The organism is Campylobacter concisus (genome assembly GCF_902460625.1).
GTDB lineage: Bacteria > Campylobacterota > Campylobacteria > Campylobacterales > Campylobacteraceae > Campylobacter_A > Campylobacter_A concisus_AD.
Genome location: NZ_CABPUT010000008.1, coordinates 144346 through 168405, shown reverse-complemented (window position 1 = coordinate 168405; position 24060 = coordinate 144346). Strand labels below are relative to the sequence as shown.

Below are 24060 nucleotides of genomic sequence, written 5' to 3'. Positions count from 1 at the left end.
TTGCAAATTTTATCCTTAAGTTTTTCGTGATTTTAACAAAAACTACTAAATTTAAGGCTGAAAATGGCTTTTATTTGCTTAAGGTAAAGCTTTCATCTATCAGATCAAAAACGGTTTTTTGTGAGATTTTGGAGTTTAAATTTATGCTTATCCAGTGCTTTTTATTCATGTGATATGCTTTAAAAATTTGCCTCTCATCAACTAGCACCATGGCTAGATCAGGGCTGCATTTTAGATTTAAAACTTCTATCATTTCATCACTTTCAAGCCCAAGCTTGCTTGCACTTATCTCCATAAGCAGTGCAAACCACTTCTCATTTTTCTTGTGACGAAAGGCGCTAAAATTTGGATATTTTGGGAAAATTTGCTCGCCTAAAACATCAAATTTCTCTTTTATATATCCCTCAACGCCACTTCTTTTCAAATTTCACTCCAAAATTCTTTTAAAAGTGCTCATTCTCGTGATCGTGATAACTTTTGCTAAATTTGCTCTTTTCTGCCTAGGCACAGCACTTCATCTTTTAAATTTCGCCTCTATCTGCATAAAGCCCCAAGTGCTTCTAGCCTCGCTAAGCTCCTTTTTGCTAAGCTCATCTATCATCATCTCTTCATTTTTTCCGAGCCTATTTTTAACTTCACCAAACGGATTAATAAGCATCGAATCGCCGTAAAAGCTCCACTGCGTATCATCACTTTTATGGCTTCCTACACGGTTTACGCGAAGTACGTAGACGTTATTTGTAAAGGCCCTAACCTTTAAAAGCTCCTCCCAGCGCGCCTGCGAGAAAAATGTACAAGCCGTTGGCACGAGCACTATATCAACCTTTTTAGCACTCATATACGCCCAGCACACATCAAAGTGCGCCTCGTAACCAAACATGACGCCGACCTTAAATTTCTCGTAGGTAAAGATAGGTAAATTTAGCTCATCGCTTGTGTTATTAAAGAATTTCGCCTCATTCCAGTGAGCGTAAGGCATGAGAATTTGCTGATCATATAGCTTGACTTGTGTTGGGGTAAATTTAGCTAGGCTTTTAAATATCTCCTTGCCTTTTAAATTTATGATAGGCGCAATGATATTTAGATCATACTTTTTTGCCATTGCAAAAAGAGCCTCTTTTTTGCGCTCGCTTTGCTCTTTTATAAGGCTTTTTGGCATGCTAATGAGCTCTTTAAAAAAGCTATTTAGCACATATTCACCAAGCACAACCAGCCTTGCGTTTTCGTCAGCACAAATTTTTAGATAATAATCAAGCCTTGCCTCACTTAAAGGCTGCGTTGGTAGCTGAAGAGCACAAATTCTACTCATCATCCACCTGCTTTATGCTAAGTTTTGCGTTTTCTAAAATTTCTCTTGCTTCATTTAAGAGCTTTTTGCCCTGCTCGTGCAGCTTTATGCTATTTTCCAAGCTCACATCATCTTTGTTTAGATCGTTTAAAATTTTATCTGCTAGGGCTAATTTTTCTTCAAAGCTTTGCTCTTTTTGCTCCATTTTCTATCCTTTTAATATATTTTTTATATATCCATCAAATTTTTCTATCTCGACCAAAAATGCGTCATGGCCGTAGTTGCTATCTATCTCTATAAAATTTGTCTTTGCGCCTCTGCCCATCTCGCAAAGTGCGTCATAAATTTCTCTCATACAGCTTGGCGGAAAGAGCAGATCGCCTTTAAAAGCGACTAGATGCAAATTTGCTTTGATCGGCGCAAGGGCGTCTTTTAGGTTGTCATAGTGTCTTGTGCAGTCAAAGATATTCATCATCTTCACGATATATAGGTAGCTTAGTGGATCAAACCTCTTTGGGAAGTTGTAGCCGTTGTACTCCATATAGCGATCCACCTGAAAGCGCCCAGAAAGCTCGTAAAGACCGTCAGTTTCTACGTAGTTGCGTCCAAATTTCTCATCCATGCTATCAGGGCTTAAAAAACTGATGTGCCCTGCCATCCTGCCGTAAGCCATGCCTTTTAGGCCGTTTTGTCTTATAAATTCTGCGTCGTACTCGCCATTTTTGAAATTTTCATCGTTTAAAATGGCTTCAATGGCGATCTTGTTAAACGCTATCGCCCATGGCTTGGTCTGATAGGTGCTTGCAAGCATTATGATATCTTGTGCAAATTCTGGAAACTCGATAGCGTAGCAAAGTGCTTGCATACCACCAAGACTACCGCCTATCACGGCTCTTGCTCTTGTGATACCTAGCTCGCTAAATAGCCTCATCTGCGCCTTTACCACGTCACTTATGGCAAGGACTGGGAAATTTAGCCTATACTCTTTGCCGCTACTTCGATCAACGCTTAGCGGCGAGGTCGAGCCAAAACATGAGCCTAAGATATTTACGCAAATAACGTAAAATTTATCCGTATCAACCGCCTTTTTGCTACCTATTAGCCCGTCCCACCAGCCAGCTTTCTCATCGCCTGCGTAGGTGCCAGCAGCGTGGTGTGAGCCAGTTAGGGCATGGCAGATCACGATAACGTTGCTTTTATCAGCATTTAGCGTACCGTAAGTCTCATAAATAAGCTTGAAATTTGATAGCATACGGCCACTCTCAAGATAGAGTGGCTCGTTAAATTTAATAGTTCTAGTTTGCAGATTTAACACTAATTAACTTTGTAGTTTGGTGCCTCGTGAGTGATAACTACGTCGTGGACGTGGCTCTCTTTTAGTCCAGCGCTTGTTATCTCGACAAATTCAGCTCTTTCTTGAAGAGTTGGGATATCTTTTGCGCCAACATAGCCCATAGCGCTTCTTAGGCCGCCTATTAGCTGATGGATCACATCTTTTATGCTGCCAGCAAATGGCACACGACCCTCTATGCCTTCAGGTACTAGCTTGTCTTGAGCGGTACCCTCTTGGAAGTAGCGGTCTGAGCTACCCTTTGTCATAGCGCCAATTGAGCCCATGCCGCGATATACCTTATACTGGCGACCTTGGAATGTTATAAGCTCGCCTGGGCTCTCTTCGCAACCTGCTAGTAAGCTACCAGCCATAACGCAAGCAGCGCCTGCCGCAAGGGCTTTTGCCACGTCGCCTGAGTATTTTAGACCGCCATCTGCGATAACTGGGATGCCATATTTCGCTGCCTCGCTTGCGCAGTCGTCAATCGCTGAAATTTGAGGCACACCAACGCCAGCAACGATCCTTGTGGTACATATTGATCCAGGTCCAATGCCCACTTTTATGCCGTCTGCTCCTGCTTCTGCTAGGTCTTTTACAGCCGCTGGGTTTGCGATATTGCCAGCTACGACATCGACATTAAAATTTGCCTTTACCTCTTTTAAAGTATCAATAATACCCTTTGAGTGGCCGTGAGCTGAGTCGATGACGATGACATCTACGCCAGCATCAACAAGTGCTTTGGCGCGATCAAGCTGACCAACACCGATAGCCGCAGCCACGCGAAGTCTGCCGTAGCTATCTTTGTTCGCATTTGGATACTCTTTGCGTTTTTTTAGATCTTTTATAGTGATAAGTCCGTCAAGTCTGCCGTCTTTATCGACGATAGGTAGCTTCTCAACTCTGTTTTGAGAGAAAATTTTCTCCGCATCATCAAGAGTGCAGCCCTTTGGTGCAGTGATAAGCGGTGCTTTTGTCATGCGATCTTTTACCAAAGTACTCATATTTGTCTCAAATCTCAAATCGCGGTTTGTTAAAATTCCTATTAGTTTGCGGTCTTTGTCGATGACTGGAACGCCTGAAATATGAAGATCTGACATAAGGCTTAGAGCTTCAGCCACGGTCGCTTCTGGATTTATAAAGATAGGATCGATGATGACGCCACTTTCGCTTTTTTTGACGCGTTTGACCTCTTTTGCTTGGCTTTCGACGTCCATATTTTTGTGGATGACGCCGATACCGCCGAGCCTTGCCATCATGATAGCAGTTCTATGCTCAGTCACCGTATCCATCGCAGCAGAGACGATCGGGATATTTAGCGTGACATTTTTGCTGATCCTGGTTTTTACATCAACTTGCTTTGGCAAAATTTCAGAGTATTGCGGCACAAGAAGCACATCCTCAAATGTTAAAGCTCTCTTTACTATCTTCATATTTTTATCCTTTTATTAAATTTTCTAGGCTCTTGGCACCATTTATCAAGGTCTGTTCATCCCATGCTTTAGCGATGAGCTGGGCACTCACGTTTAAATTTTGATCATCTTTGCCAACTGGCACAGAGATAGCTGGTAGGCCTGCTAAATTTACGCTGATCGTGTAGATGTCGCTTAGATAGGCTTGAAGCGGATCGCTGTGGGCTCCAAATTTATAGGCTGTGCTCGGAGCTACTGGCATAAATATAAGGTCGTTTTCTTCTAAAATTTTCTCGTACTGAGCTTTTATATGCGCTCTTGCTTTTTGAGCTTTGATGTAGTAAGCATCGTAGTATCCGCTACTTAGCACAAATGTACCAAGCAAAATTCTTCTTTTTACCTCTTCACCAAAGCCTTCAGAGCGTGAGTTTATATATAGCTCTTTTAAATTTTTAGCATCCGCACGCCTGCCGTATCTTACGCCATCATAGCGGCTTAAATTTGCGCTTGCTTCTGCGGTTGCTATTATGTAGTAGGTTGCGACGTCGTATTTTGAGTCTTCAAAATTTATGTAAGTTACGCTGTGGCCGTGTGATTTTAGTTTTTCTATAGCTAAATTTAAAGCAGTTTTTGTCTGTTCGCTTGCATTTTCAACATAGTTTTTAATGACGCAAATTTTTAGCTTCTTCTCGCTATCTATCTTGTCGCTAATGCTCGCAAAAGGTACATCTGCGCTCGTGCTATCTTTTGGGTCGTGTCCAGCGATAGCATCATATAAAATGGCTGCGTCTTCTACGTTTTGAGCGATCGGCCCTATCTGATCAAGGCTGCTTGAGTAAGCACCTAGGCCGTATCTACTGACTCTGCCGTAAGTTGGCTTAAAACCTACGCATCCACAAAATGCCGCTGGCTGACGGATCGAGCCGCCAGTATCACTTCCGAGTGCTGCTACTGCAAGACCAGCTGCGACTGCTGCTGCCGAGCCGCCACTACTGCCACCTGGGACGTGAGCGTGATTTAGTGGGTTTAGAGTCTTGCCGTAAAATGAGCTCTCAGTCGTGCTTCCCATCGCAAATTCGTCCATATTTGTGCGGCCAAATGGAGCTAAATTTTTACTAAGTAGCTTCTCAATGACAGTTGCATTATATGGTGCCACATAGCCTTGCAAAATTTTTGAAGCACTTGTTACATTCCAGCCTTTTACCTGGATGTTGTCTTTTATAGCAATTGGTACACCCTCGCCTAGTTTTGCGATCTCTAAATTTGCTAGCTGCTCGACATAAGCGCCAAGCTCTTTTTCTTTTATGATCTTCGCCTCAAGCTCAGCTCGTAAATTTTTTATCTCTTCAGCTGAAAATTTTAAAGCTTCTTTTAAAGTTACCACTATTTTTATCCTTTAAATTTATTAACCAAAAATATGCCAAACAAGCTAGCAACAATCACTACAGCGATCGTTGTCACTATGATACTTGCGCTTACTGGCTCACTTAGCACTTAAGACCTCTTCGCATCTTGGGCAAAGCGCATCTTCTTTGCTAGAGTTAAATTTCCAGCATCTTGGGCATTTATGAAGCTCACTCGCCATGATTTTAAATTTATCACCCTCAAGCTCAAACTCTACCAAAGGCTCACTGTCGTCATAGGCCCTGACTGAGCTTACCATATAAAGATCAGCCACTTCGCGCTCGTCGTAGCTTGTGATGTTGTGATTTGTAGTCTCCAAGCTTAGCTCTAAAGTTGATTTTATCTTTTTATCTTTTTTAAGCACATCCACGATCTCGTTAAATTTCTCTCTGCTGGCAAAAAGCAGCTCATCTTCAAAGCTAAGATCAAATTTGATCGGCTCATAGACTAGGTCAAACACGTCTTTTGCCTCGCCTTTTATGATCTTTGGAGCGTAGTCCATCACCTCATCGACTGTGTAAGTAAGCGTTGGAGCGATGAGTGGAAGTAGCGTTTTTGTGATGATCGCCATTGCGCTTTGGGCTGATCTTCTTCTTGGGGCGTCTTTTGCGTCACAGTAGAGTCTATCTTTGCAAATGTCAAGATATACGCCACTAAGATCGGCTGATAGGAAATTTAAAAGGATATTAAAGCCCTTTGAAAAGTCGTAGTTTTTAAAGCAAGCACTCGCCTCGTCAAAGACCTTTTTAGCGCGTGCTAATATCCATTTATCAAGGATGTTAAACTCTGTATTTAAGCTTTCAAGGTCATTTACGTTTGCTAGCAAGAAGCGTATAGTGTTGCGGATTTTGCGGTATTGCTCGCTGATTTGTTTTAAGATATCTTCGCTTATTTTTAGGTCGCTTGAGTAGTCGCTCATTCCAACCCAAAGGCGTAAAATTTCCACGCCGTGAGTCTTAGCCACATCTTGTGGAGCGATGACATTGCCCTTGCTCTTGCTCATCTTCTCGCCCTTAGCATCAACTGTGAAGCCGTGAGTTAGTATGCTCTCATAAGGTGCGTGAGAATTTACAGCTGTGCTTACTAAAAGCGAACTTTGGAACCAGCCTCTGTGCTGATCTGAGCCCTCTAGATACATGCTTGAAGGGTATTTGCCAGCGTCGTAGTTGTCGCTTTGTAAGACCGCATGCCAAGTCGAGCCGCTATCAAACCAAACGTCAAGGATATCCATCACTTTTTCTAAATTTTCAGCTTTGTATTTTGAGCCTTTTGGCAACAGCTCATCAATACTTAGCGCCCACCACGCATCTGCGCCTTTTTCTTTAAAGATAGCCACGATGTGGTCTAAAATTTCACTATCAAATATAACTTCTTTTGTCGCTTTATCTCTGAAAAACGCGATCGGCACGCCCCAGTCACGCTGACGAGAGATGCACCAGTCTGGGCGATTTTCTATCATCGAGCCTATTCTTTTTATGCCCACGCTTGGGTAGAATTTAACCTTTTCAAGCTCTTTTAGCGCTGTTTGTCTAAGCGTTTTACCACCTAGTTTTGGCTCGTCCATAGCTATGAACCACTGCTTTGTAGCTCTGTAAATAACGGGCTTATGCGTTCTCCAGCAGAATGGATAAGAGTGTCTAAATTTAGTGACGCTAAGTAAATTTTTGCCAAGTAGCTCTAAAATTTTCTCATTTGCTTTAAAGATGTGCATACCGACAAACTCGTCTACCACGTCGCTTCTAAATAGTCCGTGGTGCTTCAAGCTCTCATCGTAGCAGCCACCATCATCAACCGGCATTAAAATTTCGCTAAAGCCATATTTTAAGCAAACATAGTAGTCGTCCTCGCCGTGTCCTGGAGCTGTGTGAACAAGTCCAGTACCGCCGTCCATCATAACGTGATCGCCTAGTAAAAATTTAGATTGTCTGCCGTTTAGTGGATTTAGCGCGTGAGTGTTTTCAAGCAGGCTTGCTTTAAATTCTTTTTTGATCTCACCCTTGCTTAGTCCGCTTTGGACAATGCTCTCAAGAAGTGGCTTTGCAAAGATCAAATTTTCAGCTGTTAGGACGTAAATTTCCTCTGGATTTAGACTTATAGCTTGGTTTGCTGGCAGTGTCCAAGGTGTGGTTGTCCAGATGACAGCACTTGCCTCTTTTACGCCAAGCTTTTCAAGTGCGTCGTTATCAAGACCAAATGCTACATATATCGAATAATCCTCTTTCTCCTCGTATTCGACCTCGGCTTCAGCTAGTGCTGATCTAGCTGCCCAGCTCCAGTAAACTGGCTTGCTTCTCTCTATCAAAAGGCCCTTTTTAGCGATCTCGCAAAGTGCTTTGTAGATATCAGCCTCAAACTCAAATTTCATCGTCATGTATGGATTTTCAAAGTCGCCGATGATGCCAAGAGTCTTAAACTCATCGCGCTGGATATCTATAAATTCTCTCGCATGCTGCCTGCAAAGCTCCCTGATCTCGACCTTGCTAAGATCTTTTTTCTTATCGCCAAGCTTAACTTCGACTTGCTGCTCGATCGGCAAGCCATGGCAGTCCCAGCCTGGCACGTAGCGGACGTTTTCGCCGTAAAAATAATGCGTTTTTGTGATGATATCTTTTAAAATTTTATTTAACGCGTGGCCGATGTGTAGGTGGCCGTTTGCATACGGAGGGCCGTCGTGGATGTTGAAATTTTTAGCCGCATTTTGGCGGTTTTTCTTCATTTTTTCGTAAACCTTGCGCTCTTCGTACCATGATTTTAGTCTTTGTGGTTCATTTTGTGGGAGATTTCCGCGCATCGGGAAATTTGTCTCTGGGAGTAAAAGTGTCTCTTTGTAGTCCATTTTTTACCTTGATTTTAAAATTTGCTAATTTTACACCTGTGCTGGTTAAATCACACTGAAAAATAGTATAATGAGGCAAAAAAAGGAGCTTAAAAATGAGACAAAGTATCTTGATAATAGGCGAAGATCTTGAGATAAATAGAGAATTTCTAAACTACATTTTTCAAAGTTACGAGGATCATTTTGGTGAGCTTGGAGTGGTCAGTTTTGCTCCAAAAAATAGTAAAGAGCTGCCTTTTATCATCGAAAATTTATCAAAAGATTACGACTTTGTAAGCATTTTTGGCTCGGATGAAAATTTTGCCATCGCCGCAAAGATCGTAGCGACGCTAACTGGGGGCTCGCTAGAGCTAAAAGATAGCACGACACTTGCGCTTAAAGATAGCTTAGACTACTCAAAAAATAGCTTTTTAGCTAGCCTAAATAACGCCCAGATAAATCTCATAAAAGCTAATCCAAATGAAGAGCTGGGCGAGTTTTTAATCGAATACGAGCCTGATTTTAGCTACTTTCATCTAATGGATATCGACGCAGATAGCGCGAGGATCCTTATGCTGCCACTTGCTAAAACTTATGAAGTCGATATCACTCTTTCGCAGATCCTGCCAAATTTGATACTAGTAAGGGCAAAAAGCAATAAATTTGGCCAGATCGAGAGCTTTTTACAAGGTGTAAAAACGCTATTTTCGCAAAAATTTATCCCACAAAAAGATGTGATAGAATTTGTGGCAAAGAAGCTCATGCAAAAGGGGCTTAAAATTTCATTTGCCGAGTCTTGCACGGCTGGGCTGGCAGCAGCTAAATTTGCAAGATATGGTGGCATCTCAGCTAGCTTTGATGGCTCACTAGTAACCTACGCAAACCACATAAAGCACGAGTGGCTGGGCGTTGAGGATGAAATTTTAGAGACCTACGGAGCTGTGAGCGAGCCTTGCGTAAAAGCGATGGTAAAAGGTACGCTAAGTACGACAAATGCGGACTTTGCACTTGCTATTAGCGGTATCGCTGGACCAGGTGGTGGTACGGCTAGTAAGCCAGTTGGCACGGTCTACGTCGCAGCCGGAGATAAAGACGGTAACATCGAGGTTGAGAGACTTCTTTTAAAAGGGAGTCGCAACTACATTAGAGAGCAGAGTGTTCTGAGCGCCTATCTATGCCTACTTCGCCTAAAAAGTGAGATATTTTTCGCGTAAAATTTCGCTTTTACTAAAAATTTATAAAAGTCTTACACTAAATTTAATGAGCCAAAATAAAATTCGGTAGCGATTTTCTAACAGAAGATCAAAAATAAAAAGCCAAATTTAGGAGGCTAAAGATGCTTAAAAAGATATTGTTACTCGCCATTAGTGTGTTATTTGCATTTGGTGCTCTAGCTCAAGCAGGCGAGATAAAAGCAAGCGACTCGCCCTTTGGTTACGCTAGCGTTGGAGCAGAGCAAAATTTTGGCGGATACGCCGGCAAAGAGAGTAAAGAAGTCGTCGTAAAAGATAGGCAAGAGCTCGTAAAATACGCCAAAATGGGCGGTTACGTCATCTATGTGGATGGCCTCATAGACCTTAGCGAAGGCAAGATCCCACAAAATGGCAATAGCGATGGGCTAGATAAATTTATAAGTGAGATTAGCGGTGGCGAGTTTAGCTCTTATACCAAATTTATGCAGGCTTACGGCGCTTCATGCCGTGCAAATTTAGACGGTTCGCAAGATCCAAAGTTAGCAGCGCTTCGCAAAAATTTAGCCAACGAGTACAAAAAGCTCATCGTAGTGCCGGTAGCTAGCAACACCACAATAATCGGCTTAGGCGAAAACTCAGGCATAAAAGGTGGCTCGCTTTTGCTAAAAAATGTCCAAAATATCGCGATCCGCAATATGAAGATCGAAGATGCTTTTGATCCATTTCCAGATGTACAAAAAAATGACGGCTTTAATGCGCAATATGACGGCGTCAGCATAGAGTCAAGCAAAAACATCTGGGTAGATCACTGCCATTTTAAGGACACGGTCGAGCTTGGTCATGTACATTTAGCAGGCGGAGAGCTTACTAAATGGCAAACTTATGACGGACTATGCGACATTAAGGGGGGGATAGTGCGGCTATCACGATCTCGCACAACATCTTTGAAAACCATGACAAAACGATGTTAATTGGCTCAAGAGACTCTGACGGCAGCAGCGAAACAAGGACTATAACGGTCGCTCATAACGTTTTTGACAACTGCGCGCAACGCCTACCTATGGCACGCAATGCAAAGGTGCACGTCTATAACAACTTTTACGACTCAAAAGATGGCTTTTATGACCAAAAATACGCCATTGGAGTGTGCTTTGGCTCGCTAATATATGCTCAAAACAACTACTTTACAAATGGCGTCAAAATAAGCTACAAATGTAACAAAGGCACCATTTTTGAAAGCGGCAACATAGACCTTTCAAAAAAAGGCAGCGTTTGCGAAAAGCTAACCAAGCCGCCATTTGAGCCTCCATATAAATTTGAGCTCCTCAAAGCCTCAAGCGTCCAAAACGAGGTAAATAAAAACGCAGGCACAAGCAAACTAGCCGTTATAAGATAAGAAATCAAAGCCCCGAGCAAGCCGCTTGGGGCATGAAAATCAAACTAAATTTTTATATTTTTACAAGATAAAACGCTAGCACATAGCCCATATATCAGCACGCAAAGGCTAACACTTAGCCCAAATACACTAAGAGCAGCGGTCTGGCTAAAAGAGAGCGTAAAAAACGAGATAAAACTCGTGATAAATGCGCAAAATATCCCATAAATTCGCTCTTTTTCGCTAAGACTATCATTTAGAGCAAATATCATGTAGTCAATCCCAACAGCGCTTGCAAGTATAAGCCCAAAGACACCAAAGATGCTTAAATTTATGCCAAAAATAGCGAAGATAAATAGCGTAAGAAGCACGCCAAAGATGATGACGCCCATCACAAGTGCCGAAATGATGGCACTAAAATAAAACCACAGCAGCAAAAACGCGATCACAAGCGCTACTATTTTTAGCTTTAGAGCAAGCTCTTTTGCCTGAGCTAAGCTCTCATTTAGCGAGTCAGCAAAATTTAGGCTAAAAGCGTTGTGGCGAGCAAGTATCTCATCACTTGCCACCCCTTTTACAAAGCCGCTCACGTAAGATACACTCGTATTTTCATCAAGGGCAAATTTCTTAAAATCCTTCATTGATTTTAGAGCTAAAATTTCACTCACGCCAAGCTCCTTTTCGCTCAAAACCTTTAAAATTTCACTTCGTATCTCATCTTTGTTAAAGCCAAATTTCTCATAAACCGCATAAATTTGCTCATCGTCAAGCGCCCTTTTAAAGGCCTCTTTTAGCTCGCTCTGCTCGCTTTTACTTAAAAATATATCACTTAGTGAGCTCACATCTTTTATCAAATTTCTCTTTTTTAGCTCCGCTAAAAGACTCTTTTCATCACCCAAAATATCACCGCTAGATCTTGTCACGATCATAGTGTTTTGGTTATTGCCAGTTAGACTTAAGATATAAGAAGAGTCCGCTAGCAGGCTCTTTGGCATATTTGAGTAGTCTTTTACGTTTTCGCTTTTTGATAAATTTTTAAGATCAAAGCCAAGAAAAATAGCTAGCAAAATAAGCGAAAAAGCTAGAAATTTAACCCCCAAATGCCTAGCAACTAGGGCGGAAAGCTTGCAAAATTTAGTTAAAAACGCATCAAAGAGCTTTGATCTGTAAAATTTCACCCCTTCAAAAACCAAAGGCATGAAAAAGTAGCTAGCCAAAAACGCAGCAACAAGCGCAAATGCCGAAAATAGCGCCACCTCTTTAAGCAGCCTAAGATCAGAAAACGTAAAAGCTAGATAGCCACTAAGCGTGATAAGTAGGCCTAGCAAGAAAATTTTTAGCATATTTTTTATGCTACTAGCCCTGATTGCTTCACCCTCATTTTTACTAAGCCAGTGTAAGATGTAGTCAAACATGAGGCCAATAAGGCTTGTGCTTATTAAAATAGTAAGGATATTTAGCTCACCAAGGCAGAGCAAAGTGCCTGCAAATGCCACGCTAAAGCCAAATGCGGCGATAAATATCACATAAAAAATTCGCAAATTTCTAAAAGCAAGCATCAAAAATATAGCGGTTAGGCTTAGTGAGACCACGCTCATATAAAGGCTCTCGCTCTCGTTTTTTTGCTTTGAAAATGCCTGATAGAGGGCACTTGAGTGCACGAAAAGCTCGTTTTGTCCAACTTTAAGCGCTTGTAACTCGTTGTAAAATTTTATTAGCCCCTCGCTCGCAGCTCCCTCTTTTAGCTCACCTTTTAGTAAGAAAAAGCTCTTCTCTCCGTCCTTTACCTCAAGCATTAGATCTGCTAAATTTAAGCTCACATTGCCATTTTTTGCACTAAAACCACTACTTAGCGAGAAAAAATCATCTTTTACATTTAAAAGTCTAAAGCTAAAGCTATTAAAAATTTCCTCCGCACGTTTTTGGAAAAAAGCGTTTTTATCGCTTTTTAAAAGCTCTAGATCAGCCCTACTTAAAAGCGCGATCTTTGAGCGGTTGATGTCGTTTTTTATATCATTTAAATTTACGTCAATGTTCACCTCAAAGCTCTTAAAAAGCGAGCTTTTAAGAGCTAAATTTTGCACATTTTTGGCTAGCTCTTTAGAATTTACCAGTACTAAAAAATTTGACGCCATCTCATTTTGCACCTCTTTTAGCACCTTTGCCTCTTTGGCGTCTTTGAAATTTATCAGTGAAAAGATGTCGGTTTGGACGTTTTTTAGGCTCGCAAGCGAATATCCAAGCGAGGCTAAAAAAACAAAGATAAAAGCCAAGATCGTGGCTAGTTTTTTCATTTTAGACTAAACTCATTTATCGTTTTATCGCCGCTTACCTCGTCAAGCTCGATCTTTTTTACCGCCTCATCGCCGCTTATCTTTATGCTTTTAAAAATTTGTTTAAAGAGCAAATTTTTAGGGTTTAACTGTATGCTCCACTCTTTTAGGCTACCGCTTATTTTTATATCAAATTCTTTTCTAAGCTCGTTTTCATCGAGGCTTATGATAGCAAGAAATAGCTTTTCGTCAAAATTTGCGCTCGTCTTTTCAAGCTTGCCATTTTCGTTTTTAAAAATGCCATCTTTATTTATAAAAACCTTTGAGACGACTGGCTCTAGTGTATCCCAGTAAAGACCGCCCTTTTCTAGCTTAAACTCGCCCGTGCTTTTTATGCTTTTGTTAAAGCCGGCCAGGCTCTTTGTCTGCGTGAAATTTCCGCTTACTCCATCTGTTTTTACTATATTTTTAAGCTCGCTTAGCTCATAGCCAAAGCAAGATATAAAAATGGCTAAAAAAAGAGCTATTTTTTTCATAAATTTTCCTTTTTTGTGTAAGCTTTAAGTGCATTTTTTAGGGCCTTAGGCATCTCAAAGCAAGTTTGCAAACTCTTCATCTCTATGACAGCTTGCGCGGTATTTGCCTCACTTAGCTTTTCACCCTTTTCATTTTCTATAAGATAGTGAAATTGCAAAAATGTTTCGCACTCGTTAAGCGTCGTCGTGATCTTGATAGTGTCGTTAAAAAAGGCTGGGCGCACGTATTTTACGTCAAGCTTTACGATAGGAAAGGCGTAACCATCTTTTTTCATAGCTATGTAGTTGTACCCTAGCTTGTCAAGTAGTTCGCAGCGTGCCATTTCTAGGTACTTGACATAGTTACCATGCCACATCACTTCCATGCTATCAACGTCAAAAAATGCAACTTTAAATGTGCTAACGTGTGAAATTTTCAAATTTATCTCCAAAAATCAAAAAAGTTAAACCACTGCGATGGATTCTTGCAGGCGTGCTCCTCAAGCTGTTTTACATAGCTTTGTACGTATGGCATGACGCTTGCCTTGCGGTCTCTGCTAAGCTTTATCTCATCAGCTATATCGCTTAGCTCGATGCTAAATTTATCGCCATTTTTTACGCACCAAAGCGTGCTCATTTTTACACCCAAAATGCCAGCTAGTAAGTATGGGCCGTAGTTAAATTTAGCCATCTTGCCAAGGAAGCTCACCTCAACAAATTTATCGCCATTTACCGGAGTTCTATCGCCCATTATGCCGATATTTACGCCGTTTTCTACCGCCTCTTTTAGCTCAAGCATAGCTGCTGCATCGAGGTTTTCTACGCTTATTAATCTGATCTGCCCCTTACTTATCTGCTCTAAAATTTTATAAAAATTTTCATTTCCTTTGCTATACACCAAGATGATCATACGAAAACTTGGCGATCTAAGCGAAAGTGTCTTACAAATTTCTACATTCCCTAGATGGCTTGTTAGCAAAATTCTGCCACGCTTTGATACCTCAAACTCTTCTTTTATCCACATAAGTTCGTCAATATCTAGCTCATTTTCGAGCACACCATTTTGCCAAATACGAAATTTATCGCAAATAGCAATACCAAATTCATAAAAATTTCTAAAAACACTAGTAGCTGGCTTTTTGCCACTAAATTTCTCTACATTTTGTAAAAATTCTCTTATATTTTTTCTCTCTATTTTTGAAAAAATATAATAAAAGCAAACGACGATCATAACGATAGGTTTTATAAGAAAAATAGGCAAATTCTTGGTTAAAAACAAGCTCACCCTTAAGAAAAATTCATTTGATCTTTCGCCTTTTTGCCACCATGCATATTTTTGCCCTTTAAAGACTTTGCTCAGCAAAAATGGAACCAAACTAAAAAAATATCTAGCATGCATGAGGCTTATTAGCACGTTATCTTTTAGCATTTTAAAGTGAGAAATTCCACCTTTTTCATATCTTACCTTTAATGGTATCCACTTTAGTCTAATGCCTGCTCTTACGGCATTTACTAGGATCTCCATGTCAAATTCCATCCTATTTGACTTGCTTTGAAAGGTCGCGCTCTCAAGCTCTTTTAGCGGATAAATTCTAAAGCCACACATCGCATCTTTTATGTTGGTGTTTAAGGTGTTTACCTTGACCCAAAAATTTGTGATCTTTCTACCATAAAACCTCGACTTTGGTGCATCCTCGCCGTAGATGGGGTCAGCTAAGATCATATCATGTGGATACTTTTTGCTAAGCTCCAAAAACTCCGCCACATCGCTTATGTCGTGCTGAAAGTCGGCGTCAATCTGAAATGCGTGCGTGTAGCCATTTTGCAAGGCATGTCTAAAGCCATCTTTTAGCGCAGCTCCCTTGCCGCCGTTTTGGGCTCTTGTTAAAATTTCTACGTCAAATTCGCTCAAATTTTGCAAAGCTTTTTTTGATGCCTCGTTTGAGCCATCATCGACTATCAAAATATGTAGATTGTAGCTCGCGAGCGCCTCGCAAAGGGCTTTGATCTTTTCTGGATGGTTGTAAAATGGTATGAGAAAGAGCGTCTTCATAAGCCCAGCTTTATCCTACCAGCAGCACTTCTAGTGCCATTGCAAAATATCTCAAAATAGACCTTCTCATCTTTTTGTGAAATTTCCATACAAAGCTCGTCATTTGGCCTTACAAACTTTAAAAATTTCAGATTCTCCACCACGCACTGATCGCCTATTTCTACGCCAAGATCTCTTGCAAATTTAAATACAAAATCAAGCTGCACAAAGCCAGGTAGCAGCGGTAAATTTGGAAAATGCTCGGTAAAAATACCAAGTGCTGGGCTAAGCTTTGTCTTAAATTTATAAATGCCATTTTCGCTACTTTTATCCCAGCTAGGCTCTTCGCTCTTTTCTAAAAGCTCTTTGAAATTTGCCTTTAGAAATTTCCCTTGCGCGTTTTTACAAAGTGAGCTAACGATTTTAAAATACCTAACACTATTTTTAAACTCAGCCCTTAAAAGCTCATTTAACCTTACTACAACGCCCTTTTTACCGCTATTTCTAAAGAGCTTCACGCCCTCTTCACTAAGCTCTAAAAGTGCGGCTAGGCGCTTAAATTTTGGATGCGTATCGCAGTAGCAGTCTTTTAAAAGACCGCTTTCAAGCATCTTATTTTCAATGCTTATTAGATTGACCCTTTTGTCATTTAGCTTGACTATCCTATCGATCCTGCCCTTTAGCGTGAGCCTGCTACCATCTATCTGCGCCCAGTCGCTAGTCTGAAAAAACTCACACCATGGCGAACTCACGTTTAGTGCCTCGTCCTCGCTTAAAGCAGCTTTTACCTTGCTAAAAAGCAAAAGCTCTTCGCCTAAATTTCTAGCCACTACACCAGTTTCGGTGCTGCCATAAATATCGATGATGCGCGCGCTGCTTAGTTTTGCTATGCTAGCTCTTAGCTCACTCTTTAGGGCTGAGCCGGCACAGATGATGTTTTTTAGCCCTGAAATTTCAGCTGCTCTTGGGCTAGAAATTAGCGTTTGAAGTAGGACTGGGCTTGTTACAAAGCTTAATTTTGAAAGATCAAGCTCAAAGATCGCCTCTGGGTAATTTAGCTCCTTGCTAACAGCCTTTGCACCAGAGATGATGGGCAAAAATACCTTAAAAGTAAGGCCAAACATATGCTGATGTGAAACGCTTGAAAAATATATATCACTTTCATTAACTCCAAGTTCTTCTTTTAAAAATAGCCCTTCTTCTATCATCGCACCAAGTCTTTTTGGGATATTTTTGCTCTTTCCAGTCGAGCCTGAAGTTTGAAGAAAAAAAGTAGAATTTAGATTAAATTTTGGCTCTATATTTCTAGCTGGAGTCAAAAAATTCTTGAAATTTTCATCATTGATATTAAATTTATCACTACTAAAAATAGGCTTTGTAAGCAAAATCGGTCTTGCGCCGATCGCAAGTGCTCCAAAAAAAGCTACACAAAAGTCAAAGGTTTCGCTTAGATAGATCTCTACTTCACTTAGGCCATACTCTTTTAAATTTGCCCCAAAAATACCAACTTGTGAGTATAAATTTTTATCAATATCAACAAATTTAAACTCTTTTAGACTATTTTCAAACTCCATTTTTCCTCTTTAAAATAAAAACTTTACGATATAAAATTTCTCCAAAAAACAAAAATCCCATCAAAATATAAGAAACAAAGGAGCAGTAAATACTCCAATAAAATTTATTTTCAAAGCACGATAAAATAAATGCTAAAACCGCATTAAATACAAAAAATAAGCACCAAATTTTTGTTAGCCCTCTTGTGTAGCTAACGACCTTTTCATCTATATTTTTCTCTTTTAATCTAGCGATTTTAGTTATAACAGCCTCGCCCTTTAAGCTGTAAAAAAAGACCGCCAAAAAGCCAAGGCTTACGATACTTGGATATAAAAGTGCTAAACTTACGCTTCTAAAAATAGCACAAATGGCAAAAAACACCCCAGCCAATAAGCAAGCCTGCCTTTTTCTGCCACTTTCAAAATAGGCTCTAAGCACCCAAAGCACACATAAAACACCAAATATCAAAGTGGCGTTTTCTTGCCAAAAAAATAGCACTAAAGGGTAAGCAATGCTTGCTAAAGCTAGTGCTAGGTTTACTATTTTATGCTTCAAATTTCTTTGCTACGGCTTTTACGATATCATCAAGCGTTTTTACGTTTTTAAAATCCTCTGGCATCAGCCTATGTCCGGTTTGACGTTTGATGTAATCAATCATATCAATAGCGTCGATGCTATCAATCTGCAAATCCTCATATATCCTAGTCTCTGGCTTTATCTTGCTCTCATCTATCTCAAAAAGATCAATCAAGGCTTTCTTTAAAATTTCAAAAATTTCTTTTTCACTCATCGTTATTTCCTATTTTCGTAAATGTATTTTGCAAGAGAAGATACGCTAAAAAATATCTCTTTTAGATTTGCACTCTTTGAGTCAAGCACAAGACCATATTTTTTCTGCACCGCAAGCCCAAGTTCTAAAGCATCAACGCTATCAAGCCCAAGACCATCATTAAAAAGTGGCGCATTCTCATCAATATCGCTTGGCTTCATATCCTCTAAATTTAAGCTTGTGATGATCAACTCTTTTATCTCATTAACTAGCTCTTTCACCAAATTCCTCCTTATAAATTTTACTTATCTCATCATGCATTGCTCTAGCCCTCGCGGGGCTTGGCCTATCCTTTAAAAACATATCAACATCAAAAATTTTTATCTCTTTAAAATGATATTTTATCTTTTCATCTGGCGTTTTGTACCATGGTTCATTTTTTCTAAGGCTTCTTGGGTGCATATTGATACCGATGCAAACAATATTTTTAGCGCCTTTTACACCTATATAAGCTGCTGCCTTATGAAAAATAATTTCATCTTTCGTACGTGTACCCTCTGGGAAAATCAATAAATTTTCACCGCTTTTTAAAACCTCTACGCTTTTTTGTAAAAATTCCTCGTTATTTGTGTTTGGTATGTAGTTGCAAGCCCTAATAGCTGCAAATAAAAATATATTTTTGCCAAGCTCGCCCTTTACGATGCAGTTTATTCTTTTAAATTTTGAAACCAAAAAGACCACATCAAGAAGCGAAGGGTGGTTTGCTATGACTAAATTTGATCCGCCATTTAGCTCGCTAAGCTCAAATTTATAGTCCAAACGCCCACAATTTTTAGCAACTTTTATAAAAAATCCCCAAGAAATTCTAACTAGATCACGGCATAAATTTTGTACAAATTTAAATTTATTTAGCCCCAAAAGTACCACTGGCACAAGTAGCAAATCTCCACTTATGCAAATGACCGCAAAAAATAAAAAAAAAGATCCAGTTCTTAAAATTTTAAGGCTCATAGCTAAAATTCCAAGACGAAGAATAACTACAACTTTGCCAGCTTTTTGATATTTTTGGATCAAAATTTACAATAAAGCTTTGTAATAAATTCTCGCAAATTTCTTTTTCTTTTTTAGCTCTTTTTAGAGTTAACACTTTATCGTTTTTTGCCCTTGAGACAACAAGAGCGAGCATAAATGATGGCTTTTTCTCATCAAAATAACTCTGCTTTATCGACTCATGATAAGCAAGTATTAGTACCTTTTCATATCCGTCATTTAGTCTTAAAAATGCCGCTTGCAAGGCATCTTCGACTGGGCTAAATGACGATATGGCAAGAATTTCATTGTGATTTTTAGCCTCTATACTAAGAAGCGACGAGATAGCGTTATGCACAGAAAGTGAAAACGAAGTAGGCGAAACTGGCTCAGCTTTTGCCAGCGTAGTCTCTAGCTCAAAGCAACGATTTATCTCTCCTTCGTATGAGCTAAAAATGACTGGCATATCAAGCTTATCAAAGCCACTAAGTAGGCTAAAAGCGCACTTTGCAGCACTACTTAGCCTTCTTCTTTGAATTGGTGGAATTTTTGCTAGATCAAATTCTTTTTTGTATCTAGCCAGATCCTCGCCGACATCACCATAAGCTATCGCGTCAAAAAAATCAACTTGAAATTTCATTATTTCGCGATATCACCTTTTAGAGTAACACCAGACATCAAAGCACCGCTTCCGCACTGAAACTGAGTTTTTGAGTTAAATGGCTGTTTTTTGTAGTAGCCAGTTAAATTTACAACCTTAGTGCCACCTTCTTTTAATGCTCTTTCTTGGAAAGTCTTTAAAGCCGAAAGAAGTGCAATTTGGCATGCCTCTTCATCACTTTTATTAAAACCATTTGTCTTTTTATTTGATGTTAGGTCTTTTACAATTACCTGACCGCTATAGCCTGTGCCAAAGCTGATACTTACATTTGGAAGTAAGAAATTTTTAGCTTTTGGGCCATTTAGAAAATCAAGTGAGTGATATTTCACATCATCTCTTGCATTAAGACTTGTAGCAAATGCCAAAATGGCAACTAATGAAATTAGTTTTTTCATATTTATCCTTTTTAAAAAATGTTTTTAACTCTTTTAAATATCAAAGATGTATTTACGCCACCAAATGCAAAGTTATTGCTCATAACAAAATCCGTCTTTATCGGGGTTGGCTCTTTTAAATAGTTTAGCTTTGCACACTCGGGATCGATCACGTTTAAATTTATAGTTGGGAAAAATAGCTCTTCTCTCATCATCATGATAGAGGCGATCGCCTCCAGTCCGCCACAAGCTCCGAGTGTATGACCAAGATAGCTTTTAAGCGAGCTAATGGCGATATCCTCTCCAAAAAGCTCGTTTGTAGCGATACTCTCGGCTATATCGCCATGTTTTGTCGCGGTCGCATGGGCATTTACATAGCCAATGCTTTTTGGCTCTAAATTTGCGTCACGAAGCGCTAGGCTCATCGCCGCTTTCATCGTAGCGCTTTGTGGTCTTGTGATGTGTGTGCCATCACACGTTGAGCCAAAACCAACGACCTCAGCGTAAATCTTAGCTCCTCTTTTTAATGCACTCTCTTCACTTTCAAGTACTAAAAATCCAGCTCCCTCGCCAAGCACCAAGCCATCTCTATCTTTTTCAAACGGCGTTGGACTCAAATTTGGCGTGCTATTTTTTACGCTAGTTGCATAAAGCTTGTCGAAGACATACGCCTCGCTCACGCAAAGCTCTTCAGCCCCACCAGCTAGCATCATATCTATGCTGCCATTTTTTATGCTCTCGTATGCGTAGCCAATGGCGTGCGAACCGCTTGTACATGCCGAAGATGTAGGGATGATGCGCCCTTTTAGCGAGTAAAATAGCGCGATATTTGCCGCTGTAGTGTGAGGCATCATTTTTATGTAGGTATTTGCGTTAAAGCCACTATCCATGTCCAAAACTAGCTTTGCCATATCAAGGATAGAGTCGGTACTACCAGTACTTGAGCCACTTGCCACACCCATTCTGCCATCTTGTACGCTTGGGTCTAAATTTGACTCATTTAACTCATCACCTTTTAATAATCCAGCATCTTTTAAGGCAAGTCCAGCCGCATGTACGCTATAACACGAGACCTTACCAAGACTTCTTAGCTGTTTTCTATCCCACTCTTGCGGATATTTGTAGTCTATAATTGGTGCAGCTAGGCGTGTGTTTAGATCTTTGTAGCTCTCCCACTCGCTCATATATCTCACGGCGTTTTTGCCTTCAAGAAATTTAGCTCTCATCTCCTCCCAGCTGTTGCCAAAAGCACTGACTGCGCCGATACCTGTGACAAATACACGCATTAGCAAAGTCCTCCATTTACGCCGATAACCTGCCTTGTGATGTAGCTAGCCTCGTCGCTTAGTAAAAATTTAACAAGTCCTGCCACCTCATCTGCTTCTCCGGCTCTTTTTGCAGGTATGGCCTTTAGCACTTCGCCCAAGAAATCGCTATTTAAAATTTCTTCGCTCATATCTGTCTTTATAAGCCCTGGAGCTACGCAGTTTACTGTTATGCCTCTACTTGCAAGCTCGACTGCAAGGGCTTTGCTAGCTCCTATGATGCCAGCTTTGCTAGCTGAGTAGTTCACCTGACCTCTGTTGCCAATAACCCCTGAAACAGAGCTTAGTGTTACTATTCTAGCTGGCTTTCTAGCCCTTATCATGGGCATTAGCGCTGGTCTTAGCACGTTATAAAAGCCATTTAAATTTACATCTATCACGTCAAACCACTCTTCGTCGCTTAGCCCCACAAAGGTATTATCCCTTGTTATGCCAGCGTTTAACACAACGCCGTAATAGACGCCATTTGCCTCCATGTCAGCCTCTATGGCCTCTTTTGCTGCAGCGGTGTCAGCCACGTCAAATGTCAAAAATTTAGCCCCAAACTCACTAGCTATCTTTAAAAGATCATCACTCTTACTTCTTGCGTGAAGTACCACTTCGTACTCGTTAGCAAGGCGCCTAGCTATGCTAGCTCCTATGCCTCTACTTGATCCAGTTATCAATACTCTCTTACTCACTAAGTGCCTTTTTTACAAATTCTTCATCAGGGCTCATCACGTTTAAAACCGCCCTTGCGCCAGGCTCGCCATTTACAAAAAGCTCACTGTCATAAACGCCAAATCCACTCTCATCTTGGATCGAGCACTTTGAAACGATCACTATCTCATCGCCCACTTTAAAATACGGCCTAAAAATTTCAAATTTTCTACTGCCTAGCAAAAAGCCAAATATCGACTTCTCGCCCCTTAGCTCACGCATCTTTGAGTCATAAATACCAAGGCTTTGAGCCATCATTTCAATAGCTTTTTGCATGTAAAATTTCCCATCTTCCAAAAATGGAGTTTGCTCATTTATCACGCTTCTTACTTTTATGCTCTCGCAAGGGGTAAATTCTAAAATTTCATCAATCAGAGTTATGGCGCTACTGTGCGGTAAATAATCACTTATCATCATCTCACTCTTTTAAATATTATTGCGGCGTTATCTCCGCCAAATGCAAAAGATAGCGACATCGCTGTTTTTACGTCGAATTTCGTGCCGCTTTTTACTAAATTTATAGCTTCCAAACTCTCGTCATATACTCCGTCATAGACGTGTGGTGGCAAGGTGCTATTTTCCTCCATGCAAAGCATAACGCAAATGGTACTTTCTATTGCTCCAGCAGCCCCAAGCGTGTGTCCGATCTGCGGCTTTAACGAGCTAGCATATACGGAGCCAAGAGTTAAATTTACAGCTTTTGCCTCCATTTTGTCATTTGCTTGCGTGCCGGTACCATGCAAATTTACATAGTCTACGCCTCTCATGCCAGCTTTTTTTAAAGCTTCTTCTATACAAGAAATTGCCATTTTGGCACTAAAATCAGGTTGCGTCATATGAAAAGCGTCGCAGTTTGAAGCTGAGCCAGCGACCACGACGTTTGAAATTTCATCACGGCTCAGCAAAAACAGCCCAGCCCCCTCGCCTATGTTTATGCCCTCTCTGTTTTTAGAAAAGGGTTGGCTTGGTTTTTGACTTAAAATACTAAGTGAGTTAAAGCCATTTATGGTTAAGGTGTTTAAACTATCGACGCCACCGCATATAACCGCATCGCAAATATCGCTTTTTATTAGTCTTTGTGCTTCAATAATTGCCTTAACACCAGAAGTACAGGCAGTTGAAACACAAAAACTCGGACCTTCTAGTCCATAAAATTCGCTCACAAACTCAGTCACATTTGCAAGACAGTTTCTATCTATACCAAACTTGCTTTTATCAAAAATTTCAGTTTTTATATACTCTTTAAAGGTCCAAAAATTTTCTTCAATTCCACTCGTTGTAGTGCCCAAAATAACACCTACACGGCTTTTGCCAAATTTTTTGATAGCCCTCTTGATCTCATCATCAAGCTCAAGAAGCGTATTTAAAAGCAAAGCATTGGTTCTTGTTTTAAAGTGTTCTTTTGTGTTCTTGGCAAACTCTGGTAACGCCTTATCAAATTTCGCTACTAAAAATTTATTATCAGGATGAAACTCACTACTTAAGTTTAGAAATCTCTTTCCGCTTAAAAGCGAGCTCAAATTCTCATCACTACTGCTCCCTGCGGCACTGATAATGGCTGGTTTGCTAACGTAGATCAACACTTTCTACCTCGTAATATTGATCATCTATCATAAATTTTTGCTCGCTTTTTTCATCTTTTATCATCTCTAGCACTTTTATAAAAAGTTCATTGTAGACACTATTTGGTGGCAAAAAACCTAAATTTTTAAAGCTACCATCTTTTAAAATTCGCCTGGCTTCTGGCGCGCCAAGTGCGTTTACAAGGCTAAATTTATACTCATTCTTGCTATTTTGCACGTAAAGCAAAAGTAGACCTTTTGATGAGCTTACCTTAAATGTTTTCAAGTCAAAATCTGCTATCTGCGGCGTATCAAATTTCTTTGCGCATCCAAGAGCAAAAAGCGAAATAGCAAGGATTATGACTATTTTCTTTATAAGCAATCTTTACCTTTTAATGTTAAAAATTACAAAAGTTTAATAATTATATCTTTGCATTGCTTAAATGCAAG

General features: G+C 40.2%; 26 protein-coding genes. 3 read left to right on the top strand and 23 right to left on the bottom strand.

Going from position 1 to position 24060, the window contains the following annotated elements:
* Window positions 1-70: 70 nt before the first annotated feature.
* The 7 genes from F3G69_RS07135 to ileS all read right to left on the bottom strand — a co-directional run bounded on the left by F3G69_RS07135 (window position 71) and on the right by ileS (window position 8270).
* Window positions 71-424, bottom strand: coding sequence for an MmcQ/YjbR family DNA-binding protein (locus F3G69_RS07135; protein ID WP_107709144.1), 354 nt, complete (start codon window positions 422-424; stop codon window positions 71-73).
* Between the two features lie 90 nt (window positions 425-514).
* The gene (locus F3G69_RS07130) at window positions 515-1309 is read right to left on the bottom strand and encodes a carbon-nitrogen hydrolase family protein (RefSeq protein WP_149714824.1); all 795 of its coding nucleotides are present in this window, start codon (window positions 1307-1309) and stop codon (window positions 515-517) included.
* Window positions 1302-1493 carry an exodeoxyribonuclease VII small subunit gene (gene xseB, locus F3G69_RS07125; protein WP_004317712.1) on the bottom strand — a complete coding sequence of 64 codons (192 nt, stop codon included), beginning with the start codon at window positions 1491-1493 and terminating at the stop codon, window positions 1302-1304. The genes F3G69_RS07130 and xseB overlap by 8 nt, the downstream gene beginning before the upstream one ends.
* Before the next feature lie 3 nt (window positions 1494-1496).
* Entirely contained in the window at window positions 1497-2603 is a 1107-nt protein-coding gene (gene metX, locus F3G69_RS07120; protein WP_149714823.1) for a homoserine O-acetyltransferase MetX, read from the bottom strand.
* Window positions 2603-4051, bottom strand: coding sequence for an IMP dehydrogenase (guaB, locus tag F3G69_RS07115; RefSeq protein ID WP_087585486.1), 1449 nt, complete (start codon window positions 4049-4051; stop codon window positions 2603-2605). The genes metX and guaB overlap by 1 nt, the downstream gene beginning before the upstream one ends.
* Before the next feature lie 4 nt (window positions 4052-4055).
* Complete coding sequence (gatA, locus tag F3G69_RS07110) at window positions 4056-5414, bottom strand: Asp-tRNA(Asn)/Glu-tRNA(Gln) amidotransferase subunit GatA (RefSeq protein ID WP_149714822.1); 1359 nt, start codon at window positions 5412-5414, stop codon at window positions 4056-4058.
* A gap of 99 nt (window positions 5415-5513) precedes the next feature.
* The gene (gene ileS / locus F3G69_RS07105) at window positions 5514-8270 is read right to left on the bottom strand and encodes an isoleucine--tRNA ligase (protein ID WP_149714821.1); all 2757 of its coding nucleotides are present in this window, start codon (window positions 8268-8270) and stop codon (window positions 5514-5516) included.
* 95 nt (window positions 8271-8365) lie between these two features.
* Here ileS and F3G69_RS07100 point away from each other — a divergent pair, with 95 nt between their 5' ends.
* From F3G69_RS07100 to F3G69_RS09560, 3 genes are all read left to right on the top strand, one after another.
* Window positions 8366-9463: a CinA family protein gene (locus F3G69_RS07100; protein WP_149714820.1), complete on the top strand. Its 1098-nt coding sequence runs from the start codon at window positions 8366-8368 to the stop codon at window positions 9461-9463.
* Between the two features lie 122 nt (window positions 9464-9585).
* Window positions 9586-10413 carry a pectate lyase family protein gene (locus F3G69_RS09565; protein WP_262483422.1) on the top strand — a complete coding sequence of 276 codons (828 nt, stop codon included), beginning with the start codon at window positions 9586-9588 and terminating at the stop codon, window positions 10411-10413.
* The gene (locus F3G69_RS09560) at window positions 10407-10838 is read left to right on the top strand and encodes a pectate lyase family protein (protein ID WP_262483421.1); all 432 of its coding nucleotides are present in this window, start codon (window positions 10407-10409) and stop codon (window positions 10836-10838) included. Before F3G69_RS09565 ends, F3G69_RS09560 begins: the two co-directional genes overlap by 7 nt.
* Window positions 10839-10882: 44 nt before the next feature.
* Here F3G69_RS09560 and F3G69_RS07090 read toward each other — a convergent pair whose 3' ends face one another.
* From F3G69_RS07090 to F3G69_RS07015, 16 genes are read right to left on the bottom strand one after another with little or no spacing between them, the layout of a single operon-like run.
* Complete coding sequence (locus F3G69_RS07090; RefSeq protein ID WP_149714819.1) at window positions 10883-13111, bottom strand: MMPL family transporter; 2229 nt, start codon at window positions 13109-13111, stop codon at window positions 10883-10885.
* Complete coding sequence (locus tag F3G69_RS07085; protein ID WP_103600776.1) at window positions 13108-13626, bottom strand: LolA family protein; 519 nt, start codon at window positions 13624-13626, stop codon at window positions 13108-13110. Before F3G69_RS07085 ends, F3G69_RS07090 begins: the two co-directional genes overlap by 4 nt.
* Window positions 13623-14045 (bottom strand): acyl-CoA thioesterase, encoded by a 423-nt coding sequence (locus F3G69_RS07080; protein WP_223155893.1) that lies wholly within the window; start codon window positions 14043-14045, stop codon window positions 13623-13625. The genes F3G69_RS07085 and F3G69_RS07080 overlap by 4 nt, the downstream gene beginning before the upstream one ends.
* A 2-nt stretch (window positions 14046-14047) precedes the next feature.
* Window positions 14048-15658 (bottom strand): glycosyltransferase family 2 protein, encoded by a 1611-nt coding sequence (locus tag F3G69_RS07075; RefSeq protein WP_103600774.1) that lies wholly within the window; start codon window positions 15656-15658, stop codon window positions 14048-14050.
* Window positions 15655-17211, bottom strand: coding sequence for an AMP-binding protein (locus F3G69_RS07070; protein WP_149714818.1), 1557 nt, complete (start codon window positions 17209-17211; stop codon window positions 15655-15657). Before F3G69_RS07070 ends, F3G69_RS07075 begins: the two co-directional genes overlap by 4 nt.
* On the bottom strand, window positions 17201-17746 hold the full coding sequence (locus tag F3G69_RS07065; RefSeq protein WP_149714817.1) for a COG4648 family protein: 546 nt from the start codon (window positions 17744-17746) through the stop codon (window positions 17201-17203). The genes F3G69_RS07070 and F3G69_RS07065 overlap by 11 nt, the downstream gene beginning before the upstream one ends.
* Window positions 17736-17981, bottom strand: a complete 246-nt coding sequence (locus F3G69_RS07060) for an acyl carrier protein (RefSeq protein ID WP_021090641.1) — start codon at window positions 17979-17981, stop codon at window positions 17736-17738. The genes F3G69_RS07065 and F3G69_RS07060 overlap by 11 nt, the downstream gene beginning before the upstream one ends.
* A gap of 2 nt (window positions 17982-17983) precedes the next feature.
* Window positions 17984-18241: a phosphopantetheine-binding protein gene (locus F3G69_RS07055; protein ID WP_021090881.1), complete on the bottom strand. Its 258-nt coding sequence runs from the start codon at window positions 18239-18241 to the stop codon at window positions 17984-17986.
* Entirely contained in the window at window positions 18225-19034 is an 810-nt protein-coding gene (locus F3G69_RS07050; RefSeq protein WP_223155892.1) for a lysophospholipid acyltransferase family protein, read from the bottom strand. Before F3G69_RS07050 ends, F3G69_RS07055 begins: the two co-directional genes overlap by 17 nt.
* Window positions 18961-19629 (bottom strand): beta-ketoacyl synthase chain length factor, encoded by a 669-nt coding sequence (locus tag F3G69_RS07045; RefSeq protein ID WP_103600770.1) that lies wholly within the window; start codon window positions 19627-19629, stop codon window positions 18961-18963. The genes F3G69_RS07050 and F3G69_RS07045 overlap by 74 nt, the downstream gene beginning before the upstream one ends.
* A complete protein-coding gene (locus tag F3G69_RS07040) occupies window positions 19629-20045 on the bottom strand; it encodes an excinuclease ABC subunit A (RefSeq protein WP_103560027.1) in 417 nt (138 codons plus the stop codon). Before F3G69_RS07040 ends, F3G69_RS07045 begins: the two co-directional genes overlap by 1 nt.
* A gap of 11 nt (window positions 20046-20056) precedes the next feature.
* Window positions 20057-21310, bottom strand: coding sequence for a beta-ketoacyl-ACP synthase (locus F3G69_RS07035; RefSeq protein WP_103600791.1), 1254 nt, complete (start codon window positions 21308-21310; stop codon window positions 20057-20059).
* Complete coding sequence (gene fabG, locus F3G69_RS07030; protein ID WP_149714816.1) at window positions 21310-22029, bottom strand: 3-oxoacyl-ACP reductase FabG; 720 nt, start codon at window positions 22027-22029, stop codon at window positions 21310-21312. Before fabG ends, F3G69_RS07035 begins: the two co-directional genes overlap by 1 nt.
* Window positions 22022-22465, bottom strand: a complete 444-nt coding sequence (locus tag F3G69_RS07025) for a hotdog family protein (RefSeq protein WP_103600768.1) — start codon at window positions 22463-22465, stop codon at window positions 22022-22024. The genes fabG and F3G69_RS07025 overlap by 8 nt, the downstream gene beginning before the upstream one ends.
* Complete coding sequence (locus F3G69_RS07020; RefSeq protein WP_223155891.1) at window positions 22462-23631, bottom strand: beta-ketoacyl synthase N-terminal-like domain-containing protein; 1170 nt, start codon at window positions 23629-23631, stop codon at window positions 22462-22464. The genes F3G69_RS07025 and F3G69_RS07020 overlap by 4 nt, the downstream gene beginning before the upstream one ends.
* Entirely contained in the window at window positions 23615-23992 is a 378-nt protein-coding gene (locus F3G69_RS07015; RefSeq protein WP_149714815.1) for a hypothetical protein, read from the bottom strand. Before F3G69_RS07015 ends, F3G69_RS07020 begins: the two co-directional genes overlap by 17 nt.
* Window positions 23993-24060 lie beyond the last annotated feature (68 nt).